A 22,311-nucleotide genomic window follows, 5' to 3' on the forward strand; every position below is an offset into this window, starting at 1 on the left:
GGGCGATGACGTTCGAGAGACCCTGGCCGAAAGGCCATCTTCATCTAGAGGACCTTTCCATCGGTCAGCGCTTCGAAAGTCGCGAACAGCGGATGGAACTCGATGAGGTCAAGGAATTTGCGGGTCGTTATGACCCGCAGTTCTTCCATCTGGATGAAGAGGAGGCTGCCGGTAGCCTGTTCGGCCGGCTGGCGGCCAGCGGCTGGCACACGGCGGCCAACAGCATGCGCCTGATGGTGGAAAGCGTTCCGTTCGCGCGAGGCCTCATCGGCGCCGGCGGCGAAATCTCCTGGCCCAAAGCCACCTTCCCCGGGGACACCTTACGTGTCTTGAGCGAGGTGGTGGAGATTGCGCCTTCGCGATCGAGACCCGACCGCGGCATGGTGACGCTCAAATGCCAGACATTGAACCAGCATGGCGAGATTGTGCAGGTCTTCAACCCGCGCATCGTCGTCTGGCGCCGGCCGGCAACAGAATGATCATGCGGTCGAGGCGACCACGGTCGCCTCATCCCGCACCGCCTGACCGAAAACGATCATGGTCGGAAGCACAGCAGTCGACGACGCCTGCGCCGCGCCGATCAAGCCATCGAGCGTATTGACGCTCTCGACATTCCAGCCGAAAGCGCGGCCGACAGAGGCCAGATCCGGCGTGTAGAGATCGACGCCGAGCGGTGGAATGTTCTGCGACACCATGTAGGACTTGATCTCACCGTAGCCCTTGTTGTCGAACACCAGCAGGATGAGAGGCGTCCGGGCTTCCATGGCCGAGCCGAGTTCCGCGATCGTAAACTGCAGACCGCCATCCCCGACCAGCGCGATGACCGGACGTTGCGGACAACCCAGCTTGGCGCCGATCGCTGCCGGCAAACCATAGCCGAGAGTTCCGTAACCGGTTGCCGCATTGAACCAGCTGCCGGGGCCAGCCGCAGCAAATCCGAGATTGCCGGCATAGACGAGCTGGGTGGAATCGCCCACGAAAACGGTATCCGACAGGGCCTGCCGCAAACGGTTTAGGATTTCGATATCGCCCTGCATGGCGCCTGAAAGTTCGCGCAGCCCGGCTTCGTTTGCGGCGCGCGCGCGCGCGGCTCCATCGGCCTCTTTCACTGACAGGCGCTCAGCCAGCATCACGGCTGCCGTCTCGGCATCGCCGACTATTCCAAGCGTCGGCAGAACCCCGCGCATGATCTGTCCCGGATCGATATCGACCCGGATGAACTTGCCGGGAATGCCAAAGAAACCGTCTTCATACATGTCGTAGTCGGTCGGGCCGAGTTCCGTGCCGAGCGCCAGAACCACATCTGCCTCGGCAATCAGAGTCCGCGTCGCCGGCATGCTGGCCGAAATCGACACGGAAAGCGGATGATCCGGCGGCAGCAGGCCGCGTGCATTGGTGGTCATGACGACAGGGCTGTCGATCCGTTCGGCTAGAGTACGGATCGCAATGCTGGCCTGTCGGGCGCCACCGCCACAAAGAATGACGGGACGGCGCGCTGTTTCGATGAGGTTGGCTGCCGATGCGATTTCGCTGGCGGCGATGGCGGGCCGCGCAAGTCTGGGCGCCCGCACCGGCTCCGGCAGGTGATCGGCCGCCGCGAGCATGACATTGATCGGCAGTTCGATATGGACCGGACGCGGCCTGCTGCCTTCGAAGATGGCAAAGGCCCGCGCGACAACCGCCGCCAGTTCTTCCGGCCGGTTGACCGTATGCGAGAAGGCCGATACCTGGCTGACCAGCGCCTGCTGATCGGGCAACTCATGCAGCCAGCCCTCGCCGGACCCCATGCGGCCATGGCTGTTGACGGTCGAAATCACCAGCATCGGCACCGAATCGCCATAGGCTTGCGCCATGGCTGTCAGGATGTTGGTCATGCCGGGACCCGTGATGATGAAACAGACGCCTGGCTTGCCCGTGGCCCGCGCATAGCCATCCGCCATGAACCCGGCGCCCTGCTCGTGCCGCGGCGTCACATGACGCACGCCGCTTCCGGCAAGTCCCCGATAAAGCTCGACCGTATGGACACCGGGAATGCCGAAAACCGTGTCGACGCCGTAGGCTTCCAGAAGCTTTGTGAGATACATGCCGGTGCTGATCATTAATGTCCCCTTGGTCGGCTTGTCACCTTATTCTACAGATGTATAATTTAATTTTCGAGCTTGGCTAGTGCAAATTTTTGAAGCCAGCGTACTTGCCAATATTCATTGACCGAGAGCTAATCGTAACCACGCGCGATCGCGCAGCAACAGGGTCCCAACATGCCAGACTATGCCAGACGATATCCCTCCATCGCCGACATGAAGGCGAAGGCCAGCAAACGTATTCCGGATTTCGCCTGGCAATATCTGATCGGCGGCATCGGGCCGGAAGACAATGTCGCCCGCAACGAAGCCGATCTTCGTCGCACCCAACTCATGCCGCGCTATCTGTCGGCAACCGGGACACCCGATATCGCGACCAGACTGTTTGGCCAAGAACTCTCCGCGCCTTTCGGCGTGGCGCCGATGGGATTGAACGGGTTGATCTGGCCGGGTGCAGAACCGATCATCGCTTCGGCGGCAAAAGCCCATGGTATCGTCTATGCGCTTTCGACCCATGCCACGCGGTCGATCGAGACCATGAAGCCCTTGGCCGGCGCGCATGGCTGGTTCCAGCTCTATCCGCCCAACGATCCGGCCATGGAAACCGACATGATTTCCCGGGCTCGCAAGGCGGGTTATGCGGTGCTGGTCGTCACAGTCGACATCCCTGCCGTGACCCGGCGTGATCGTGACATACGAAATGGTCTGTCCGTGCCGCCACAGATCGGCGTTAAGACGGTGAGTGACGCAGCGCTGCGACCGGCCTGGCTCCTGCGTCTCGCCCGTTTCGGCATCCCGCATTTCGAAAATCTCGAACCCTATGCGCCGAAGGGCCTGTCGATCACGGGCCTTGGCGAGTTCCTGGGCTCGGTCCTGTCGGGGCACATCACGCTCGAAAGGCTGAAACGCATTCGCGACCAGTGGCCAGGCAAGCTGGTCGTCAAGGGCGTTCTCGATCCGGAAGAGGCTTCTGCCTATCTGGGGGCCGGCGCCGATGGCATCATCGTCTCCAACCATGGCGGCCGCCAGCTCGATGCGGCCCCGACGGCGGCTCAGCAACTGCCGGCAATCCGTGCCAAGCTCGGCCCGGATGCGCTGATCATGGCCGATGGCGGCATCCGCTCCGGCCTCGATATCGCCCGCATGCTGGCGCTTGGCGCCGATTACGTCTTTCTCGGCCGGCCTTTCATCTATGCCGCATCGATCGGCGATGCCGGACCATCGCATCTCATCAGCGTCCTGAAGGAAGAGCTTTCGGGAACCATGGCCCAGATCGGCTGCGGCAAGGTCGCTGACCTCAACCGGTTCCTGCACCGCCCATGATGGAATGGATCAGTACCAGTTGCCGCGCTCGGCATCCTTGGCCATCGCTGCCGGATGCCGGTCGAGGAAGCAATCGTTGTGGATGACGATCTGATCGTCGAGGATATGAACGACGGCATAGGCTGGCGGCTCGACACTGTATACCGTTTCAACCGATCCGCCCACCAAAGGCAGCTGGTGATTGAGCGACGGCAGGGCCGAATAGGAAATGCCGCGCCAGACGCCTGACACCGCGCGATGTCCATGCCCGAAGAAAATGTGGCGAATGTCATAGCCGGCAATCAGGGCTGCGAACGCCTCCGGCTCATCGAGCATGATCAGATCCATCAGCGGATGGGCAATCGGAAACGGCGGGTGATGCATGAAGAGATAGACCGGCTTGCCATCGGCCTTTTCGAGTTCGCCTTTCAGCCATTCGCGCCGGGGCGCATCATAAAGGCCGGCCGAGGACGGCGGTCCCTTGAGCGTGTCGAGGAACAGAAACACCTTGCCGTCCCTCTCGAAGCCGAACTGAACAAAGCCCGCGTCATCGACGGGCCGTTCGGGGCTTGCAGAACGGAAGTTTTCGCGATCGTCATGATTGCCGACGATCAGATGCGTCTCGAACGGAAATTCCGCCAGCCGCGTCTCCAGTAGAGCATAGCTCGCCTTGTCGCCGCGCTCGGCAAGATCGCCGGTAATCGCCACGAAAGCCACATCCGCATGATGGGTCGCGATATCGGCAAGGCAGGCATCAAGCCGCGGCAAAGGCGCAATGCCCCAGAGCGTCTCCCCTTCCGGAACCAGATGCACATCGGTGAAATGGATGAATTTCATGGCAGGATCCGAAAAGGCAGGATGGCGACGGGCCTGCGCCCGCCGCCGGATTTCGATCAGCGAAGCTCCTTCCAGGCCGCGTCGAGCGCATTGCGTAGCGTGCCAACCAGGAAGTCGATTTCTTCATGGGTGATGATGAGCGGCGGCGAAGCGAGCATGCGGTCGCCGGTGGCGCGCATGATCAGCCCGTTCGACCAGCAATGATTGCGCACCCAGGTGCCGACTTCATCGGGTTTGGCAAACCGCTGGCGCGTCTTCTTGTCGGCCGCCATCTGGATACCGGCCATCAGGCCGACCGACTGCACATCGCCGACCATGTCGTGATCGAGCAGGCTTGCAAGCGCCTTGGCGAGATAAGGACCGACATCGTCTCGCACCCGTTCGACCAGCTTTTCCTCTTCGATGATGCGGATGTTTTCGATCGCTGCAGCAGCACAAACCGGGTGCCCCGAATAGGTGTAGCCATGGGCGAATTCGACGCTGCGGATCACATCCGCAACATGATCGGAGACCAGCACCCCGCCAATCGGCAGATAGCCGGACGACAGACCTTTGGCGATCGGTGCCAGATCCGGTTCGAAGCCGAAATGCTGGTGCCCGAACCAGCTGCCGGTACGGCCGAAGCCGCAGATCACTTCGTCGGCAACCAGAAGGATGTTGCGCGCCTTGCAGATCTTGGCGATTTCCGGCCAGTAGCTTTCCGGCGGCACGATGACACCACCGGCACCCTGGATCGGTTCGGCGACGAAGGCTGCGACATTGTCTTCGCCCAGTTCCTCGATCTTGGCTTCGAGTTCCTGGGCGACCTTGAGCCCGAATTCGGCCGGGGTGAGATCACCACCCTCGACATACCAGTAGGGCTGGCCGATATGGTGGATGCCTTCGATCGGCAGCGCGCCATGTTCATGCATGTATTTCATGCCGCCCAGGCTCGCGCCTGCGACCGTCGAACCATGATAGCCGTTGCGGCGGGCAATGACCTGCTTCTTCGAGGGCATGCCCTTGGCGGCCCAATAGACGCGCGCCATGCGGAACCAGGTATCGGTCGCTTCAGAGCCCGAATTAGTAAAGAAAACATGGTTCATCTTCGCGCCGGCATGCGCCGTCACCTTCTGTGCGAGAAGGGTTGTCGGCGTTGTCGTCGAACTGAAGAAGGTGTTGTAGTAGGGCAGTTCATTCATCTGCTGGTAAACGGCATCGGCAATCGACTTGCGGCCGTAGCCGACATTGACGCACCAGAGGCCGGCAAAAGCATCGAGATACTTCTTGCCCTGGTTATCGAAGATGAGCGACCCCTCGCCACGCTGGATGATACGCGTTCCGCCCTCGTTCAGCTTGTCCATATGCGTGAACGGATGAAGATGATGGGCGGCGTCGAGCGCACCGATGTTCGAAAGCGCAGCTGTGTTGGTCGTCATTTCATATACACTCCTGGAAATGCGGGACGCAGACCTCCTTCGCGCACAGGCTTGCGCGTCGTCGTCCCTTTTCTGCCTGATTGAAAGGCGGCGTGAATTCGGCTACGAAAATGACCTTGCCGAACGATTTTGGCAAGGGACCGGCGGCAAAATTGCGTGTCAGTCCCATTTTGGCTCCATTTTGAAGAGTTTTTCCAATCATGCTTGAACAAAACACGGCAGCCGCGACCAGCGCATTCGCCCTGCCGCCCCGCATCGAAATCCTGCTCGTCGACATGAATGGCCGCCTGCGCGGCAAGCAGATTCCTCCCGATGCGGAAAGCAAGATCTGGAAAGGCGCGGTACGTCTGCCGGCCTCCACCCAGTCGCTCGACATCTGGGGCGATGACAATGACGATCTCACCGGGATCTCGCTGACGCTAGGTGATCCGGATGGCGCGGTGATGCCGGACCGCAATACGCTCGTCGCCATGCCCTGGGCACCTTCCGGCTCTAGCCAGGTGCTCGCCACCATGCACAATCTCGACGGTACCCGGCATTTCTGCGATCCGCGCGGCATGCTGAAAGCACTTCTCGAACGTTTCGATCGCCTCGGACTGACCCCAGTCGTCGCCACCGAACTCGAATTCTACGTCATGGACGGCAAGAGTCGCGAGACCGGCATTCCGATGCCGCCGGCGCCGCTCACTTCGATGGGCCGGCCGAATGGCTTCCAGCTCTACGAGATGGATGCCTCCGACAGGATGGAAGATTATCTGCAGACCGTGCGCGGTTTTGCCGCGGCCATGAATTTGCCCGCCGATGCCACCACGTCGGAATTCGGTGCCGGCCAGTTCGAGATTAACCTCAACCATAAGGCCGATGCGCTGGCTGCGGCCGATGATTGCACCTATCTCAAGCGCGCCGTCGAGCAGGCTGCCCGTCGCTTCGGCCTGATTTCGACCTGCATGGCGAAGCCCTATTCCGATCAGGCCGGATCCGGCATGCATGTTCATGCAAGTCTCATCGACAAGAACGGCAACAACGTTCTCGATGCCAAGGGCGGCGAGCCGACATTGTTGAAATCGGTCACGGCCGGCATGCTCAAGACGATGCGCGAAGCCCAGCTCGTCTTTGCTCCCTACGCCAATTCCTACCGCCGCTTCCAGCCGGCATCCTTTGCGCCCATTCATGTCGATTGGGGCTATGGCAATCGCGGCACCGCCATCCGCATTCCGGAAAAGGACGGTCCCGGCGCCCGCGTCGAACATCGCGTTGCCGGCGCTGATGCCAACCCCTATTTCCTGCTGATCGCCATTCTGGGCGGTATGCTGCTTGGCCTCGAAGAGACCCTCGATCCCGGCCCGGAAACCACCCCTTCGTCGGGCCCGGAAAACCCGGAAAGGCTCACGCATGATTTCCTGACCGCGGTCGAAGCCTTTGCCGCTTCCGATTTCATCGGCGATATCTTCGGCCGCCAGTACCAGAAACTCTTTGCCGATACGAAGCGCAAGGAAGCCCTGACTTTCCTGCGAACCGTGACCGATTTCGATTACCGCACCTATCTGGCGCGCATTTGAATCAGACCGCCTGCGCCCGCCCGTCTATATTCCCGGCGGGCGTCGGCAATCCCTCATGATTTTCTACCGGAGTCATTTCATGGCCACCCCCGCTCCCATTCTCATCACCAACGCAAACATCCTCACCATGGATCCCGACCGGCCGCGCGCCGAAGCCATCCTTCTTAAGGATGGTCGCATTGCCGCTCTTGGAAATGCGAAAGAACTGGCAGGCCTTGCCGGGCCTGAGACCCGTGTCATCGATGCGGAAGGAAAGACCGTTATCCCGGGCCTCTCCGAAAACCACATGCATCTCTTCTCGGGTGCGGCCGAGCTCGACCATCTGCATCTGACCGGTGTCAAGGGCTTTGCGGCTTTGAAGGAAGCCGTGATCGACTACGCAGCCGCCAATCCCGATGAAATCCTGCTCTACGCCCAGGGCGCCGAATATACGATCCTTGGCGAAGATGAGCGTATGACCCGCCACCATCTCGATGCCATCCTTCCGGACCGCCCGTTCGTGATGTTCGCCTATGACCACCACACAGCATGGGCCAACACCAAGGCACTGGAGCTGGCCGGCATTCTGCATGGCCGCGAACTTGGGCCGGGCAACGAGATCGTCATGGGCGATGATGGACTTGCCAATGGCGAACTGCGCGAGATGGAAGCTTTCGGCCCCATTCAATCCGCATCGGGTTTCGATCGCTATCGGCTCGGACTGATGGGTGGAGAGCCGGATCCGTTCCCCTCGCCGGAAGAGTTCGAAAAGGATATAGCCGTCATGCGCCGCGGCATGGACTATTGTGCCCGCCACGGCTTCACCTCCATCATCTGCATGGACGGCAATCATTACCAGCTGCAACTTCTGTCCGAGATCGAGAAGCGCGACGGCCGCCTGCCGGTCCGTGTCAAGATTCCCTTCCATCTCAAGAACTTCATGCCGCTCTCGATCCTTGATCGCGCCTCCATGATGGCCGAGACCTACAAGAGCGACTATCTCACCTCGGGCATGGTGAAGATGTTCTATGACGGCGTGCTCGAGAGCTGGACCGCGATCATGGTCGAGCCCTATGCCAACAATCCGGAATCGACGGGCGGCGAAAGCCTCTTCACCCCCGAGGCGATGAAGGCGGCCGCCATCGAAATCGACCGCCGCGGCTTGCAGATCGCCGTTCACGCGATCGGTGACGGCGCCGTCCGCGCGGTCCTCGACGGCTATGAGGCGGCTGAGAAAGCCAACGGAAAGCGTGACAGCCGTCATCGCGTCGAACATGTGGAAGTCATCCACCCCGACGATATCGGCCGCTTCAAGACACTGGGCGCCATCGCCTCGATGCAGCCCCCGCACCCGCCCGGCGCCATGGGCATGCCGCTTGAGCCGACCGTGTCAATGATCGGTCGCGAGCGCTGGCCCTACGCTTATGCCTGGCGGACGCTCAAGAATGCCGGCACCCGTATCCCGTTCGCCTCGGACTGGCCTGTCTCGCCCATCGATCCGATCCTCGGCATTCAGGCGGCTGTGACGCGCAAGAAATGGGCCGAAACGGATCCGGACCAAAGCTACACGCTGCATGAAGCGATCGAAGCCTATACGGCGGAAGGCGCCTATTCGGAGTTTGCGGAAGATCGCAAGGGACGCCTCAAGCCCGGCTTTTTCGCCGATGTCACGATGTTGAGCGCGGACATCGAAGCGACTGACCCGGGCGAGATCGACCGCATCCGGCCTGACCTCGTTATCTGCGGCGGATTTGTAACATTTTCTTCTTGATGAAAAATATTGAACGGAAATTCGGAATCCCCGTTGTCAATTTCCATCCCCTGTGGTCATCTTAGGCCACAGGGAACTGAAACAAAAACAAGCGTGTTTAAATGACTGGATTGAACGCGATCGAGATTCGCGGAATTACGAAAACCTACGGTTATGGCGAATTTGCCGTCACCGCCGTCGATGAAGCCAACCTTGCCATTCGACAGAACGAATTTTTCACTCTGCTGGGCCCATCTGGTTGCGGCAAGACAACCCTCCTCAGATTGATCGCCGGTTTCGAATTTCCCGCGGCCGGCGATTTGCTTTTGCATGGCGAAAACATTGCCATCATGCCGCCCTTCAAACGGCCGGTGAACACCGTTTTCCAGAATTATGCGCTTTTCCCGCATATGACGGTGGCCGACAATATCGGCTTCGGGCTGAAGATGCTCGGGCGCCCGGCCTCCGAAGTCGAGGCTCGTGTCGCTGAAATGCTGAAGCTGGTGCGGATGGAAAAATTCGCCAAGCGGGCAACGAGCCAGCTTTCCGGTGGCCAGCAGCAGCGCGTGGCCCTCGCTCGCGCACTGGCGCCACATCCGAAAGTGCTGCTGCTCGATGAGCCGCTCTCGGCGCTCGATTACAAACTCCGCAAGGAAATGCAGATCGAATTGAAGCGGCTTCAGGCGGAAACCGGCATTACCTTCGTCTTCGTGACGCACGACCAGGAAGAAGCGCTGACGATGTCGGACCGGATCGCGGTCATGTCGGCGGGCAAGATCCTGCAGGTCGGTGGACCGCGCGAAATCTATGACCGACCGGCCAACCGTTTCGTCGCCGATTTCATCGGGGAAACCAACTTCCTCAAGGGCAAGGTGAGCGGCCTCGGCAGCGACACCGCTTCCGTTGCCCTGGATTGCGCTGCCAATCTAGCCGTACCGGCCTCGGCGGACCTCATCGTGGGCGAAGAGGTAACGGTGCTGCTTCGCCCGGAACATGCACGTCTGGTTCCGGTCGGAAGTGCCGAAGCCGCCCTCACGGGTACGCTCAAGGACATCATCTATTTCGGCACCGACACCTATTTCAACGTCAGCCTTTCGGACGGCACGCTCTTTACCGTGCGCCAGCAGAACAGGCCGGACGAAGTCGGCAGCTATTCCGTCGGCGATCAAACTTCGGTCGCCTTCGCGCCGGCTGCGATCCGGATCCTGAGGGGCTGACATGAGCACCCAGAACAATCTGATCGAACGGGAACGCCGCCGGGATATCATGAACCGCTGGCTGCTCTCGATGCCGGCTCTCGTGATCATCCTGCTGGCCGCCACCGGCCCGCTGCTGATCGTGGTCGTCTATTCCTTTCTGACGCCGGGGCCCTATGGCGATGTCGAATGGAAATTTTCCACCGACGCCTGGACCAGCGTGATCCTCGAGCGCGACATCTTCGATGACACGCTGTCGATCGCCGAAGCCCATCTCAACATCTTCCTGAGATCGGTGAAGTTGTCGTTGGTGACAACGGTGGCGACGCTGATCTTCGGATTTCCAACCGCCTATTTCATTGCCACAAGACCGGCGAAAACCCGCGAGCTCTGGCTGTTCCTGATCACGATTCCGTTCTGGACCAACCTTCTGATCCGCACTTTCGCCGTTCTCGAAGTCATCCGCTCGGGTGGTCTGATCAACACGGTTGCCATGAAGCTCGGCCTCATCGCATCCCCGATGCAGATGCTGTTTACGGATGGCGCCATTCTTGTGGGCATGATCTATGTCTATCTACCGCTAATGGTGCTGCCGCTTTATGCCAGCATGGAAAAGATCGATTTCCGCCTCATCGAAGCCGGCTACGATCTCTATGCGACGCCGTTCAAGGTTCTGACCAAGATCGTTATTCCGCTGGTCAAGCCGGGCATCATTGCTGGCTCCATCCTGGTCTTCATCCCGTCGCTCGGCGCCTATGTCACCCCCAACATGCTGGGTGGCGGCAAGAACATGATGCTCGGAAATCTCATCGAACTGCAGTTCGGCCAGGGCCGCAACTGGCCGCTCGGTGCGTCGCTTTCGATCACCATGATGGCGATCGTGATGATAGCCCTCATCGCCTATATCCGTAATTCCGGCTCGGCGGGGAAAGCCCATGGCTAGATCATTCGACATCCGCCGCCAGACCGGTTTTACCACAATTGCGATCTTCACCTTCTTCGCGCTTTATCTGCCGATCGTCGTTCTCGTCGTCTTCGCCTTCAATGCCGGCGACAATCTTTCGAACTGGCAGGGTCTGTCTTGGCGCTGGTTCCAGAAAGCGGCCCAGAACGGCGAAGTGATCGATGCTTCGATCCGCTCGTTGCAGATCGCAGCCGTTGCCGCAGTGGTCGCGACCATCGTCGCAACACTTGCGGCTATTGCCACCACGAGAACCGAAGGCTATCGCGGCCTGACCGCCAAATATGCCTTCATCAACCTGCCGTTGATGGTGCCGGAAATCGTGACTGCCGTAGCACTCCTGATCTTTTTCTCGCGGGTGAAGATCTGGACCGGTTATACGGGGCTCGGTTATCTCATCACGGCGCATACGGCTTTCTGTATTCCTTTTGCCTATCTGCCCATCCGGGCCCGACTCGAGAACATGGATCTGACGCTGGAACGCGCGGCCGCCGATCTTTATGCCACGCCATGGAAAGCCTTCCGGCATGTCACGTTGCCGCTTCTGTGGCCGGGCATCATCGCGGGCTTTATGCTGGCCTTCGTGATTTCGCTCGATGACGTCGTCATCACCGAATTCGTCAAGTCCGGCGGACAGGATACGCTGCCGACCTATATGCTGGGTCAGATCCGCCGCGCGATCACGCCGGAAGTGAACGCGATCTCGGCGGTGTTCCTGCTTCTCAGCATCGCCGCCGTCACAATCTTTTTCTTCATCAACAGAAAACAGGCCTAAAACAAGGAAAGGGAACCGTACGATGAAACAGGGCAGGAAAATCCTCGCAGTCGCGGGTATGCTGCTGGCGTCCGTCAGCTTCGCACATGCCGATGGCGAACTGCATATCTACAACTGGGGCAACTATACCAACCCCGAGCTGATCAAGAAGTTCGAACAGAAATACAACGTCAAGGTCACGATCACCGACTATGACTCCAACGATACCGCGCTCGCCAAGGTCCGCCAGGGCGGATCGGGCTTCGATATCGCCATGCCGAGCCAGAGCCACCTGCCGATCTGGATTGCCGAAGGCCTGATCCAAGAAACCAATCCGGGCCAGATGGAGAATGCCAAGAACCTGATGCCGGAATGGGCCAATCCCGATTTCGATCCGGGCCGCAAATATTCGGTTCCGTGGCAGTGGGGCACGGTCGGCGTTTCGGTCAATACCGACGTCTACAAGGGTGATATCAATACCTGGGGCATCATTTTCGAAACCCCTGACGAGCTGAAGGGCAAGGTCAACGTCGTTCCGGAAATGAACGATGTCATCTATGCCGCGATCAAATATGTCGGCGGTGACTGGTGCACCAATGACAAGGCCGTTTTGAAGAAGGCCCGCGACCTTCTCGTTGCCGCCAAGCCGAACTGGATCTCGATGGATTATGCCTCGCTCGACAAGATGGTCGCCGGCGATATTTCGGCAACGTCCGACTGGAACGGCTCAGCCCTGCGCCAGCGCCTGCAGAAGGCTTCGATCCATTACGGCTATCCGAAGGAAGGCTTCACCTACTGGTCGGACAACGTTGTTGTCCTGAAGGAAGCCAAGAATGTCGAGAACGCCAAGCTGTTCCAGAACTTCATCATGGATCCTGAAAACGCTGCGATGATCTCGGCCTTCGCCCGTTATGCCAATGGCATTGCCGGCTCTGACGCCTTCATGCCGGCCGACATGAAGGGTGCTCCCGAACTCAACGTTCCGGAAGACATGAAGTCGAAAGCCGAGTTCATGCGTCTGTGCGAACCGGCAATCCAGGAAATCTACTCCAAGATCTGGACCGAACTGCAGAAGTAACCGGACCATTCTGATGCCCCGCTGCTCTTCCGAGCGGCGGGGCATTCCCGTTTCAGACGCCATCACGGACCTAAACCATCATGAAGACCGTCTTCTCACCCCGCCATCTCGGCCATTCCAACCAGCTTGAACTTGTCGCAGGCGCGATCGTTCCGGCGTTCGAAAAGCCGTCGCGGGCGCAATATATCCACGATCGTATCATCGATGTCGGGCTCGGCCCGATCATTGGTCCGGACGAATACGATCTCTCCTCGGCGAGCCGCGTCCACCGTCAGGACTATCTCGATTTCCTGCCAACCGTCTATCCACGCTGGAAGGAAGCTGGGCGCGACGGAACCGCCCTGCCATTCACCTGGCCCACCCGCGGATTGCGCGGCGATGTGGTGCCGGAATTCATTGATGGCGCCCTCGGTTACTATTCCTTCGATGCCGGCATCGGCTTCGTCGAGGGCACTTGGGATGCGGTGAAATCGTCCCACGACGTAGCGCTGACGGCAGCCAATCTGGTCAAGGGCGGCGAACGCACCGCCTATGCTCTCTGCCGCCCGCCCGGGCATCATGCCGGCGCCGGTTTCATGGGCGGCTATTGCTATATCAACAATGCCGCCGTTGCTGCCCAATGGTTCCTCGATCAGGGCGCTTCTCGGATTGCAATCCTCGATGTCGACTATCATCATGGCAACGGCACCCAGGAAATCTTCTACCGCCGCAAGGATGTCCAGGTCATCAATTTCCACGCCGATCCGATGCAGGAATATCCTTATTTCCTCGGCCATGCCGACGAAAAGGGCGAGGGTGAAGGGGAAGGCTTCAACCTCAACTATCCGATGCGCTGGGGAACCACGTGGGAAAGCTGGTCTGCGGCTCTCGAAGATGGCTGCCGCAAGCTTGTCGACTACGGTCCGGACGTTGTGATCGTTTCGCTCGGCGTCGATACGTTCGAAAAGGACCCGATCTCCAAGTTCAAGCTCAAGACCGAGGATTTCCCCAAAATCGGCGAGCGGATCCGCAAGCTGGGCCTGCCGACCTTGTTCGTGCAGGAAGGCGGTTATGCCGTGGCCGAAATCGGCGTCAATGCCGTCGGCGTGTTGCAGGGCTTCGAAAACGCTTGATAGGAACGCTGGCGCAATCTGCGCAAAAAAACATCAAATGCACGCTTTTGCGCCAGCGTTTCCGAATTTACTTCGTATTATCAATTAGATACACGACATTTCGTGTCGTCGGTTAAATATTTAATTAAATCTCATGCCGTACCACAAAGGGTAAATTGTGGGGCATTTGATGCGTAGATCAATCATTGCACGTTTGAGCACGATCGCGGTTTCCGGCTTCTTACTGGCTTTTCTGGCATCGGTATCGACCGCTTTTGCCACCGACGGCAAGACCTATGCCCTGAAACAGGACCTTGACCTGTCCTGGCTGATGATGACGGCCAGCCTTGTTATGATGATGCAGGTCGGCTTCCTCCTACTCGAAGCGGGCATGGTGCGGTCGAAAAACTCCATCAATGTCGCGCAGAAGAACCTGCTGGATTTCGTTTTTGGTATTATCGCCTTTGCATCGATCGGCTTCATGATTGCCTTCGGCAGTTCCTCCTGGCTGCCCGTCGGCTTCAATCTGAATTTCCTCCTGCTTTCCAACCTTACCGATTGGGAGCAGGGTTTCTTCGTCTTTCAGGTCATGTTCTGCGGTACGGCCGCGACAATCGTTTCGGGCGCCGTTGCCGAGCGGATGAAGCTGTCCGCCTATGTTGCGGGATCGCTGGTTCTCTCCGGGCTCATCTACCCCATCTTCGTTCATTGGGCCTGGGGCAATGCGCTCGCTCCCAATACCGGCGCCTTTCTCGCCAATGCCGGTTTCGTCGATTTTGCCGGATCAACCGTCGTCCATGCGACTGGCGGCTGGATTTCGCTTGCCGCCTGCCTTGTGATCGGCGCCCGGTCGGGTCGGTTCAATGCCGAGGGCAAACCGGTTCGTATCAACGGCCACTCGCCTGTTCTGTCCACCACAGGTGCGCTGATCCTCTTTTTCGGCTGGATCGGCTTCAACGGTGGTTCAACGCTGCATGCGACACCGGAAATCGCCCACATCATTCTCAATACCGTCTTGGCCGGAGGCGTGGGCGCCTGCGTCGGTTATCTGATCGGGCACAAGAATGGTGTGATCCTTCCTGAAAAACCCTTCACCGGCATGCTGGGCGGTCTTGTTGCCGTCACGGCCGGATGCCAGGTCCTCAATCCCATGGGCGCGATGATCATCGGCGCTGCCGGCGCCGGTATCTCGCTCTGGGCCATCGACTGGATCGAGCGCCGATGGAAGATCGACGATGCGGTCGGTGCAATCGGCGTTCATGCTTTCGGCGGCGTCGCTGGCACCCTTTTGCTGGCTGTTCTGGCGCCGGTGGAAAATCTCCCCACAGGCGATCGTCTCTCTCAGTTTGCAGTCCAGCTCGGCGGTTCGGCCCTCAACTTCGTTTGGTCCTTCACCCTCGCTTATGCCTTCTTCTGGATCCTTGCCAAGACAGGCAAGATCCGCGTTTCCAGCGCCGATGAGGAAATTGGCCTCAACATTGCCGAACATGATACCCGCCTTGGCGTCGGCCATGTCGAAGATGCTTTCAGCGACCTCCTGACCGGCAAGGCCGATCTCAGCCGGCGGCTGCCAGTGGAGACCGGTGGCGACGCCGAAAAGCTGACAGCGCTCTTTAACCGGCTGATGGACGATATCCAGGAGCAGGAACGCGTTCGCCACGAAATGGAGAATTTCAAGCGCGACCGCGAGGAAGAGGAGCGTGTCGCCGCGCTGGCGAACGCCACATTCGAAGCGATCTTCATCCATCGCGAAGGCACCATCATCGATGCCAACCTTCAGATGGCGCAATTGTTCGGCCAACCCATCGACAGGCTTATCGGGATCGATGTGCTCGACCTGATCGAGCCTTCGGAGCGCGAGAAAGTCCGCGAGGCGCTTCTTTCGACAGAGGACACTGCGCTCGAAACCCTGGCTGTCAGCGCGAATGGCGATCAGATTCCCGTCGAGGTTCGCGGGCGTGACATCACCTATCGCAACGCGGCGGCCCGTGTTGTCTGCCTGATCGATCTCCGGGAGCGCAAGGAAGCCGAGCGACGCATTCGCCATCTTGCACAGCACGATCCGCTCACCGGCCTGCCAAACCGGGCGCTCTTCAATGCCGAACTTGAAATTCGCTCGACCATTGCTGCCGCCGGCGGCCATTCGAGCCTGGTTCTGGTCGATCTCGACCGTTTCAAGGATATCAACGACATCCATGGCCATCAGGCAGGCGATGCCGTCATCCGGGAAACCGCAGCGCGCCTGAAGGCCCTTGCCGGACCCAGGGCACTGGTCGCGCGCCTTGGTGGCGACGAATTCGCCGTGATCCTCAGCAACACCGATTTCGAAAGCCAGTTATCGGATTTCGGACATCGTCTTGTCAGCGAATTCCGTTCACCGGTCACCACACCTTCAGGTGAAAAGATCCCCTGCTCCGTATCGATCGGCATGGCTCGGTGTCCTGACCATGCCGATGACGGTGAAACGCTGTTCGCGCTCGCCGATATCGCGCTCTACCACTCCAAGAACAGCGGCCGCAATCGCTGGGCTATCTACAGACCCGGCATGGATGCGCTCGTGGAAAAGAGGCGCGAGCTTGAAACGGCGCTCGGAAATGCGATCGAGAACGAAGAATTCGAGCTCTACCTCCAGCCTAGGATCGATTCGCGCACGGCGAACATTCTCGGCTACGAAGCCCTTCTGCGCTGGATCAGCCCGGAGCGCGGCATGGTCAGTCCCGCCGATTTCATTCCGGTCGCCGAAGCATCCGGCAAGATCATCGCGATCGGTGAATGGGTCATTGCCGAAGCCTGCCGGATCATACAGCGCGGGCTGGAGGACAAGCATGTCAGCATCAATGTCTCGCCTCTGCAATTCCGCCGCGATGGTTTCGTCGAAAAGCTGGCGGAAATCGTGGGTCGTCACGCTGTCGATCCGAGCCGTATCGAGCTCGAAATCACCGAGAGCGTGCTGATCGACGACGATCAGGGCGCAGAAAGAACCCTCGCCCGCCTCAAGGCGGCCGGCTTCTCGATCGCCCTTGATGATTTCGGCACCGGCTATTCCTCGCTCTCCTATCTCAGCCGCTTTCCCTTCGATACGATCAAGGTCGATCGCAGCTTCGTCAGCAATCTCGGCCAATCCGACAGTGCACCGGTCATCATCCGCTCGATCGTCGAACTCGGCGCCGGACTTGGCATGCAGGTCGTGGCCGAAGGCGTTGAAAACATCGATGAGGCCTTGTTCCTGGCCGCCGCAGGCTGTGACCAGTTGCAGGGCTTTCTGCTCGGCAAACCGGTCCCCGTCGAAAAGCGGGCCATGGTGATCGACGATACGGTCTCTACGGCCTTGAAAGACCTGCAGGCAGGACAGGGCGCCGCAATCCAGATCCTGCGTGCCACGGCCGAAGCCATGCATGGCGCACAAGCCATGGCTAGTCTCGGGATCAAGTCGAGACGCACATAACAGTTTTTATCGACGACACTTGCATAAAGCCGGAAAAACTGTTATCCCCGGCCGAATTCCGCTGCAGAACAATGTTTTTCGTTGTTTTTCAAAGAGATGGGCGTGTAGCTCAGCGGGAGAGCACTTCGTTCACACCGAAGGGGTCACAGGTTCGATCCCTGTCACGCCCACCATCTCGCCAAACAATCCCAGACGTCACGAACCCGACCGCGCCATCACCGGAAACCGGTTGGTGATTGCGCGGATGAACAGGGCAAACAGTTCCGACTGGCTCGAAATGTCGAGCTTCTGGTGAATGTTCTTGCGATGGATCTTCACCGTTCCGGTCACGATGCCGAGACGCTGGGCGATCGCCGCATTGGAATGCCCGCGCAGGATGAGCGCGGTTATCTCGATCTCGCGCGGCGTCAGAACGCCATTCGTCATGCTCGAGAGCGTCGCATTGATCGGGTCGCGTTGAGCTGGATCGTCCCCTGTCACGACAGCGTCATCCGCACCGCGCTTGCCGGCCCAATGCCGCTCCGAAAGCAGGCGCAGCAAAGGCTCGGCATCTCTCACTGCTTTCAGATCGCGCCGCCCGAAGGCCAATGACGAGACCGGACGGGTGAAGCTCACCACCAGGCCGGTCCAGTTGGAAGGCTTGCAGACGATGCCGACCTCGTCGCGGATGCCGGTGAGCACATAATGTTGCCGGTAATATTCCGACGCATAGAAATGATCCGGCGCCATGTCACGCAACCGTCGAACGCCTGCACCTTTCGGATCAATCGCTGCAGCATAGAAGGGATCGAGGAGATAGGGACCGGACGCATAGGCGTCGATGACGGTTGAAGCCCGAACGGGATCGATATTGTGATAGAGACAAAGCGGTCGCTCCGATCCAGAATAGGCAAAGACCATCAGGATATCGAAATCCAGGATCGTGCGGAGTGCCGTTTCCAGCAAACTGGCGAATGAGGGTGTCCCTACCGCAGTCACCGCCTCTGCGACCGCCAGGTTCCAGCCCGCGAAATTCTTGTCCACGTTCAGACCTTCTCCACGTCGCGGCAGCGACCCTTTCGGGCCGAACTGCCGCCTATCGATCTATCCCCATCGGGATATTTTCATGCCTCCAGGACGCCCCTAAAGTCCAGAGACACAGAGATGCATGATATGGCCCCAAAAGACAAACACACAGACGATTTCACATCCGCTCTCGATGCGCTCGGCGCTCGCGCCGTTCACATCGGCGTGGTCGATCCCGAAGGCGAGTTCCGCGACAAGCTCGTTTCCGCCGAAAAGGCAGCCAAGCTCGCAAAGAGCGGCTATCCTTTCTGCGAAGTCCTCTATTTCTGGGATATCGCCGAAAACACGTTCCGTGACGGTGCCTTCATCGACCGCCCGGCGAAGATCGATACCGAAACGATACGCTCCTATCCTTTCGCCGAAAACGCGGCCCTCTGCCTTGCCGATTTCGAGGGCGATTTCGGTCGCCGTTCGCCCCGCAATGTCTGCCGCGAGCAGATCTCACAGGCGGCGGAACTGGGTTTCGATGTCTTTTCAGCCTTCGAGTTCGAGTTCTTCGTCTTCGACGAGACCGCCGAGAGCCTCAGGGCAAAAGACTATCGCGACCTGACGCACTTCGCGCAGGGCAATCGCACCTATTCGCTGCAAACATCGGCGCTCCACGGCGATCTCCTCGCTGGCCTTGAACAGACGATGAACCGGATGGATGTGCGGCTCGATGCCATCCATACAGAACTCGGGCCGGGTTGTTTCGAGGCACCGCTGACCTACGCAAAGGGTATGAAATCGCCCGACGATGCGTTCCTGTTCAAGAATTTTGCTCGCGCCTATTTTGCCCGCAACGGCAAGACCGTGAGCTTCATGTCCAAATTGTCGCCGAACCTCTCGGGCCAATCGGGACATCTGCATATTTCCCTGCGCGACAAGGCCGGCAAGGCCGTCTTTGCCGATCCGGCCCATCCGGACGGCCTCAGCCAGACCGCCTTGCATTTCATCGGCGGCCTGTTGCGCTACATGCCCGAACTTCTCGCCATGTGCTCTTCCACCGTCAATGCCTACAAGCGGCTGGTGCCGGGCGCCTGGGCGCCGACATCGGCAAACTGGGGCGTCCAGAACCGCACCGCCGCCGTGCGCGTGATCAACGATCAGCCGGAAGCGACGCGCGTCGAGTTCCGTGTGCCTTCTGCCGACACCAATCCCTATCTGGCGCTGTCGCTTCTCCTTGGTGCCGGGCTTGAAGGCATACGCGAAGGGATCCAACCGCCGCCGAGCAGCGCCGAGAATTTTTACCTCGCGCCCAAAGATCCGAAGACGAGCTTCCCCCGCGACCTCTGGGAAGCGGCCGACCGGCTTGAAAGGAGCGCGATCGCCCGCAAGCTCTACGGCGACGATTTCGTCGACAGTTTCGTCGAAAGCCGCCGGGTCGAGTTTTCCGCCTATCAGAAACAGGTGAGCGAGTGGGAGATCCGGCGCTATCTCGGCGTCGTCTGACCGGAAGAGAATGCAAACAGCTTAGAACGGAAGGAAAGAAAATGACAAAGGGAACAGAAAATATCAGCATGGGGAGCGGATTGGGCCGCCGCACGGTGCTCAAAGGCATGGGCGCCATGGGCATGGCCGCAGGGGCAAGCGCGCTCGGGCTGCCGCGCTTCGCGCAGGCCGCCGAAAGCCTCAACTATATGTGCTGGGAAGGCTATAACGCGCCCAACATCCTCGAACCGTTCCAGAAGGAAAAGGATGCGACCGTCTCGATCGACCTGATCACTGACTCGGCAGGCGGTTTTGCCAAGCTTGCCGCCGGCGCCTTCCGCGATTTCGATCTGGTTTCATCCGACAGCCCCTGGATCCAGCGCATGGGTCCGGCCGGGTTCTGCCGCTTCATCGACGAGAACGACTTCGCCGCCCAGTTCGCCGATTTCTATCCGCAGTTCCGCTCACCCTTCGCGCCGCTGCAGTTCGAAGGCAAGGCCACCGGCCTCCCCACGCGCTGGGGCTGGGTCGGCCCGACCGTCAACACCAAGTTCGACAAGCTCGAAACCTGGTCCAGCTACGCTCCCGTGTTCGACAGCGCCTACAAGGACAAGATTTGCCTGCTCGATTGGGGTGACTGGCCGATCATGCCGCTCGCACTCTATGCCGGCGTCAATCCTTATGAGGAACTCGACCAGGCCGCCCTCGACGAAGTGCGCAAAGTGCTGCGCGCTGCTTTCAAGAACACCCGCGCCATCGTTGCCGACCTTGCGGTCGCGCAGAAGGGCCTGATCGACGGTTCGTTCCGGGCGCTCATCGGCGGCGGCACCTACGCGACCTCCGCCCTGCGCATGAAGGGTCACGACTATATCCAGTCGATCGTTCCCGAGCCCAAGGGTGGCCTCAAGCAGGGCATCATCTGGATGGAAGCCACCGGCCTCATCGACAATGGCAAGAATTCCCAGGTCGCGGCCGACTTCCTGAAATACATCGTTTCGGCCGATGTCGCCAAGAAACTGGCCATCACCGAAGCCACCTGCAACCTGGTGCCGAACCAGAAGGCCGAGGCCCTCTTCACCGAAGAGGAGCGAAAGGCGCTGCAGATGGACTATATGTGGACGGCCTGGGACAACAGCCAGTTCCACACCGTGGCACCGAACATCGACGACATGCTGGCGATCTGGCAGGAAGAACTCGCCGCGCGTTGAGCCGGCCCAACATCACACGGCGGGGCGCGCCTTGCGCGACCCGCCCATTGCCATGAATAAAAATCAGGAATCGAGAGCTTGGTTAGCCCCGTCATCGACGCCGTCGAAATCATCAAGGACTACGGTCCGGCGCGCGCCCTCCATGGTGTGTCGCTTCAGGTCGGAGCAGGAGAATTCGTCGCCCTCGTCGGCCCGTCGGGTTGCGGCAAGACAACGCTTCTGAAGATCCTGGCCGGTTTTGAAGACCCGACCAGCGGCCGCCTCGAGATCCAGGGGCAGGACATGGCCGGCGTTCCCGCAGCATCGCGGCCAACCCGCATGGTGTTCCAGAAGCTGGCGCTCTTTCCCCACAAGACGGTCGGAGACAATATCGGCTTTCCGCTGAAATTGCAGAAGGTCGATCGATCCGAGATCGATCGTCGCGTGCGCGGCATGCTCGATCTCATGCATCTCAAGCCGGAATATCTCGATCGCTATCCTACGCAGCTTTCGGGCGGCGAACAGCAGCGCGTTGCCCTTGCCCGCGCTCTCATCTCTCAGCCATCGGTGCTTCTTCTCGATGAGCCGATGAGCGCTCTCGATGCCAAGCTCAAGAAATCGCTGCAGGCGGAACTGAAGAAACTACACCGCGAACTCGGCACCAGCTTCGTTCTCGTGACCCACGATCTCGAGGAGGCCATGATGCTGGCCGACCGGATCTGCGTCATGCGCTCCGGCCATGTCGTCCAGATCGGTACACCGGCCGACATCTACTATCGCCCCACCAACATGTTCGTGGCCGGCTTCATCGGCGAAACCAATTTTCTGCCGGTCAAGGTGGTGGGCAACAGGGCCGAAGGCGTATCGGTCTCCTCGACGCTTGTGTCCGGTCACGCCACCACCATGGCCACCGAACATGTCTCCACATCCCTCACCCAAAACGGCACCGCCCTTCTGGTGCGGCCCGAAACCATCGGCTTCATCACCGGCGAACCGGACCAAAGGCTCTGGACGATGAAGGGCGAAGTCGAGGAATATTTCATCAAGGGTGCTTCTACCCAGTATCGCATCCGCGTTCAGGGCATGGCGGCACCGCTTGTCATGGACCTGCCCGGCTCGATCATTCTTCCCGCCAATGTCGGCGATACCGTCACGATCGGCTTCGATCCCGCTCACGCCTATCTTTTGTCGGAGTGAA

Annotated in this window: 17 protein-coding genes and 1 tRNA gene; 14 read left to right on the top strand and 4 right to left on the bottom strand. The window is 59.6% G+C overall.

The features are described 5' to 3' along the window. Positions 1–5 precede the first annotated feature (5 nt). The gene (locus Q4481_RS15320; protein WP_304377262.1) at positions 6–479 is read left to right on the top strand and encodes a MaoC family dehydratase; all 474 of its coding nucleotides are present in this window, start codon (positions 6–8) and stop codon (positions 477–479) included. Here the strand turns inward: Q4481_RS15320 and Q4481_RS15325 are convergent, their stop codons facing one another. After that, on the bottom strand, positions 480–2,099 hold the full coding sequence (locus Q4481_RS15325; RefSeq protein WP_304377263.1) for a 5-guanidino-2-oxopentanoate decarboxylase: 1,620 nt from the start codon (positions 2,097–2,099) through the stop codon (positions 480–482). A gap of 159 nt (positions 2,100–2,258) precedes the next feature. Here Q4481_RS15325 and Q4481_RS15330 point away from each other — a divergent pair, with 159 nt between their 5' ends. Then, positions 2,259–3,404, top strand: coding sequence for an alpha-hydroxy acid oxidase (locus tag Q4481_RS15330; protein WP_304377264.1), 1,146 nt, complete (start codon positions 2,259–2,261; stop codon positions 3,402–3,404). Between the two features lie 9 nt (positions 3,405–3,413). Here the strand turns inward: Q4481_RS15330 and Q4481_RS15335 are convergent, their stop codons facing one another. Both Q4481_RS15335 and Q4481_RS15340 read right to left on the bottom strand, forming a co-directional pair. Then, positions 3,414–4,220, bottom strand: a complete 807-nt coding sequence (locus Q4481_RS15335; RefSeq protein ID WP_304377265.1) for a phosphodiesterase — start codon at positions 4,218–4,220, stop codon at positions 3,414–3,416. A gap of 56 nt (positions 4,221–4,276) precedes the next feature. Beyond that, a complete protein-coding gene (locus tag Q4481_RS15340) occupies positions 4,277–5,638 on the bottom strand; it encodes an aspartate aminotransferase family protein (RefSeq protein ID WP_304377266.1) in 1,362 nt (453 codons plus the stop codon). Positions 5,639–5,838: 200 nt separating this feature from the next. On the opposite strand from Q4481_RS15340, the gene Q4481_RS15345 reads away from it, so the two are divergent. The 9 genes from Q4481_RS15345 (at position 5,839) to Q4481_RS15385 (ending at position 17,624) form a co-directional block, all read left to right on the top strand. Beyond that, complete coding sequence (locus tag Q4481_RS15345; protein ID WP_304377267.1) at positions 5,839–7,197, top strand: glutamine synthetase family protein; 1,359 nt, start codon at positions 5,839–5,841, stop codon at positions 7,195–7,197. A gap of 79 nt (positions 7,198–7,276) precedes the next feature. After that, the gene (locus Q4481_RS15350) at positions 7,277–8,947 is read left to right on the top strand and encodes an amidohydrolase (RefSeq protein WP_304377268.1); all 1,671 of its coding nucleotides are present in this window, start codon (positions 7,277–7,279) and stop codon (positions 8,945–8,947) included. A gap of 101 nt (positions 8,948–9,048) precedes the next feature. Further along, positions 9,049–10,143, top strand: coding sequence for an ABC transporter ATP-binding protein (locus Q4481_RS15355; protein ID WP_304377269.1), 1,095 nt, complete (start codon positions 9,049–9,051; stop codon positions 10,141–10,143). Position 10,144: 1 nt separating this feature from the next. Then, complete coding sequence (locus tag Q4481_RS15360; RefSeq protein ID WP_304377270.1) at positions 10,145–11,065, top strand: ABC transporter permease; 921 nt, start codon at positions 10,145–10,147, stop codon at positions 11,063–11,065. After that, entirely contained in the window at positions 11,058–11,858 is an 801-nt protein-coding gene (locus Q4481_RS15365; RefSeq protein ID WP_304377271.1) for an ABC transporter permease, read from the top strand. The genes Q4481_RS15360 and Q4481_RS15365 overlap by 8 nt, the downstream gene beginning before the upstream one ends. A 22-nt stretch (positions 11,859–11,880) precedes the next feature. Next, entirely contained in the window at positions 11,881–12,915 is a 1,035-nt protein-coding gene (locus tag Q4481_RS15370) for an ABC transporter substrate-binding protein (RefSeq protein WP_377353149.1), read from the top strand. Between the two features lie 80 nt (positions 12,916–12,995). Further along, positions 12,996–14,027: a histone deacetylase family protein gene (locus Q4481_RS15375; protein WP_304377272.1), complete on the top strand. Its 1,032-nt coding sequence runs from the start codon at positions 12,996–12,998 to the stop codon at positions 14,025–14,027. A 169-nt stretch (positions 14,028–14,196) separates the two neighbouring features. Continuing rightward, on the top strand, positions 14,197–17,451 hold the full coding sequence (gene amt, locus Q4481_RS15380; RefSeq protein WP_304377273.1) for an ammonium transporter: 3,255 nt from the start codon (positions 14,197–14,199) through the stop codon (positions 17,449–17,451). Between the two features lie 98 nt (positions 17,452–17,549). Beyond that, positions 17,550–17,624 (top strand) — tRNA-Val (locus Q4481_RS15385). Positions 17,625–17,646: 22 nt separating this feature from the next. On the opposite strand, the gene Q4481_RS15390 is transcribed toward Q4481_RS15385, so the two are convergent. After that, entirely contained in the window at positions 17,647–18,474 is an 828-nt protein-coding gene (locus tag Q4481_RS15390; protein WP_304377274.1) for a helix-turn-helix transcriptional regulator, read from the bottom strand. A gap of 129 nt (positions 18,475–18,603) precedes the next feature. On the opposite strand from Q4481_RS15390, the gene Q4481_RS15395 reads away from it, so the two are divergent. From Q4481_RS15395 to Q4481_RS15405, 3 genes are all read left to right on the top strand, one after another. Continuing rightward, positions 18,604–19,947 (top strand): glutamine synthetase family protein, encoded by a 1,344-nt coding sequence (locus Q4481_RS15395; protein ID WP_304377275.1) that lies wholly within the window; start codon positions 18,604–18,606, stop codon positions 19,945–19,947. Between the two features lie 41 nt (positions 19,948–19,988). Next, positions 19,989–21,134, top strand: coding sequence for an ABC transporter substrate-binding protein (locus Q4481_RS15400; RefSeq protein ID WP_304377276.1), 1,146 nt, complete (start codon positions 19,989–19,991; stop codon positions 21,132–21,134). 78 nt (positions 21,135–21,212) lie between these two features. Beyond that, entirely contained in the window at positions 21,213–22,310 is a 1,098-nt protein-coding gene (locus Q4481_RS15405; protein WP_304377277.1) for an ABC transporter ATP-binding protein, read from the top strand. Position 22,311: the final 1 nt, after the last annotated feature.

The sequence above is a fragment of the Fluviirhizobium alvei genome (genome assembly GCF_030551875.1).
Classification (GTDB): Bacteria; Pseudomonadota; Alphaproteobacteria; order Rhizobiales; family Rhizobiaceae; genus Rhizobium_E; species Rhizobium_E alvei.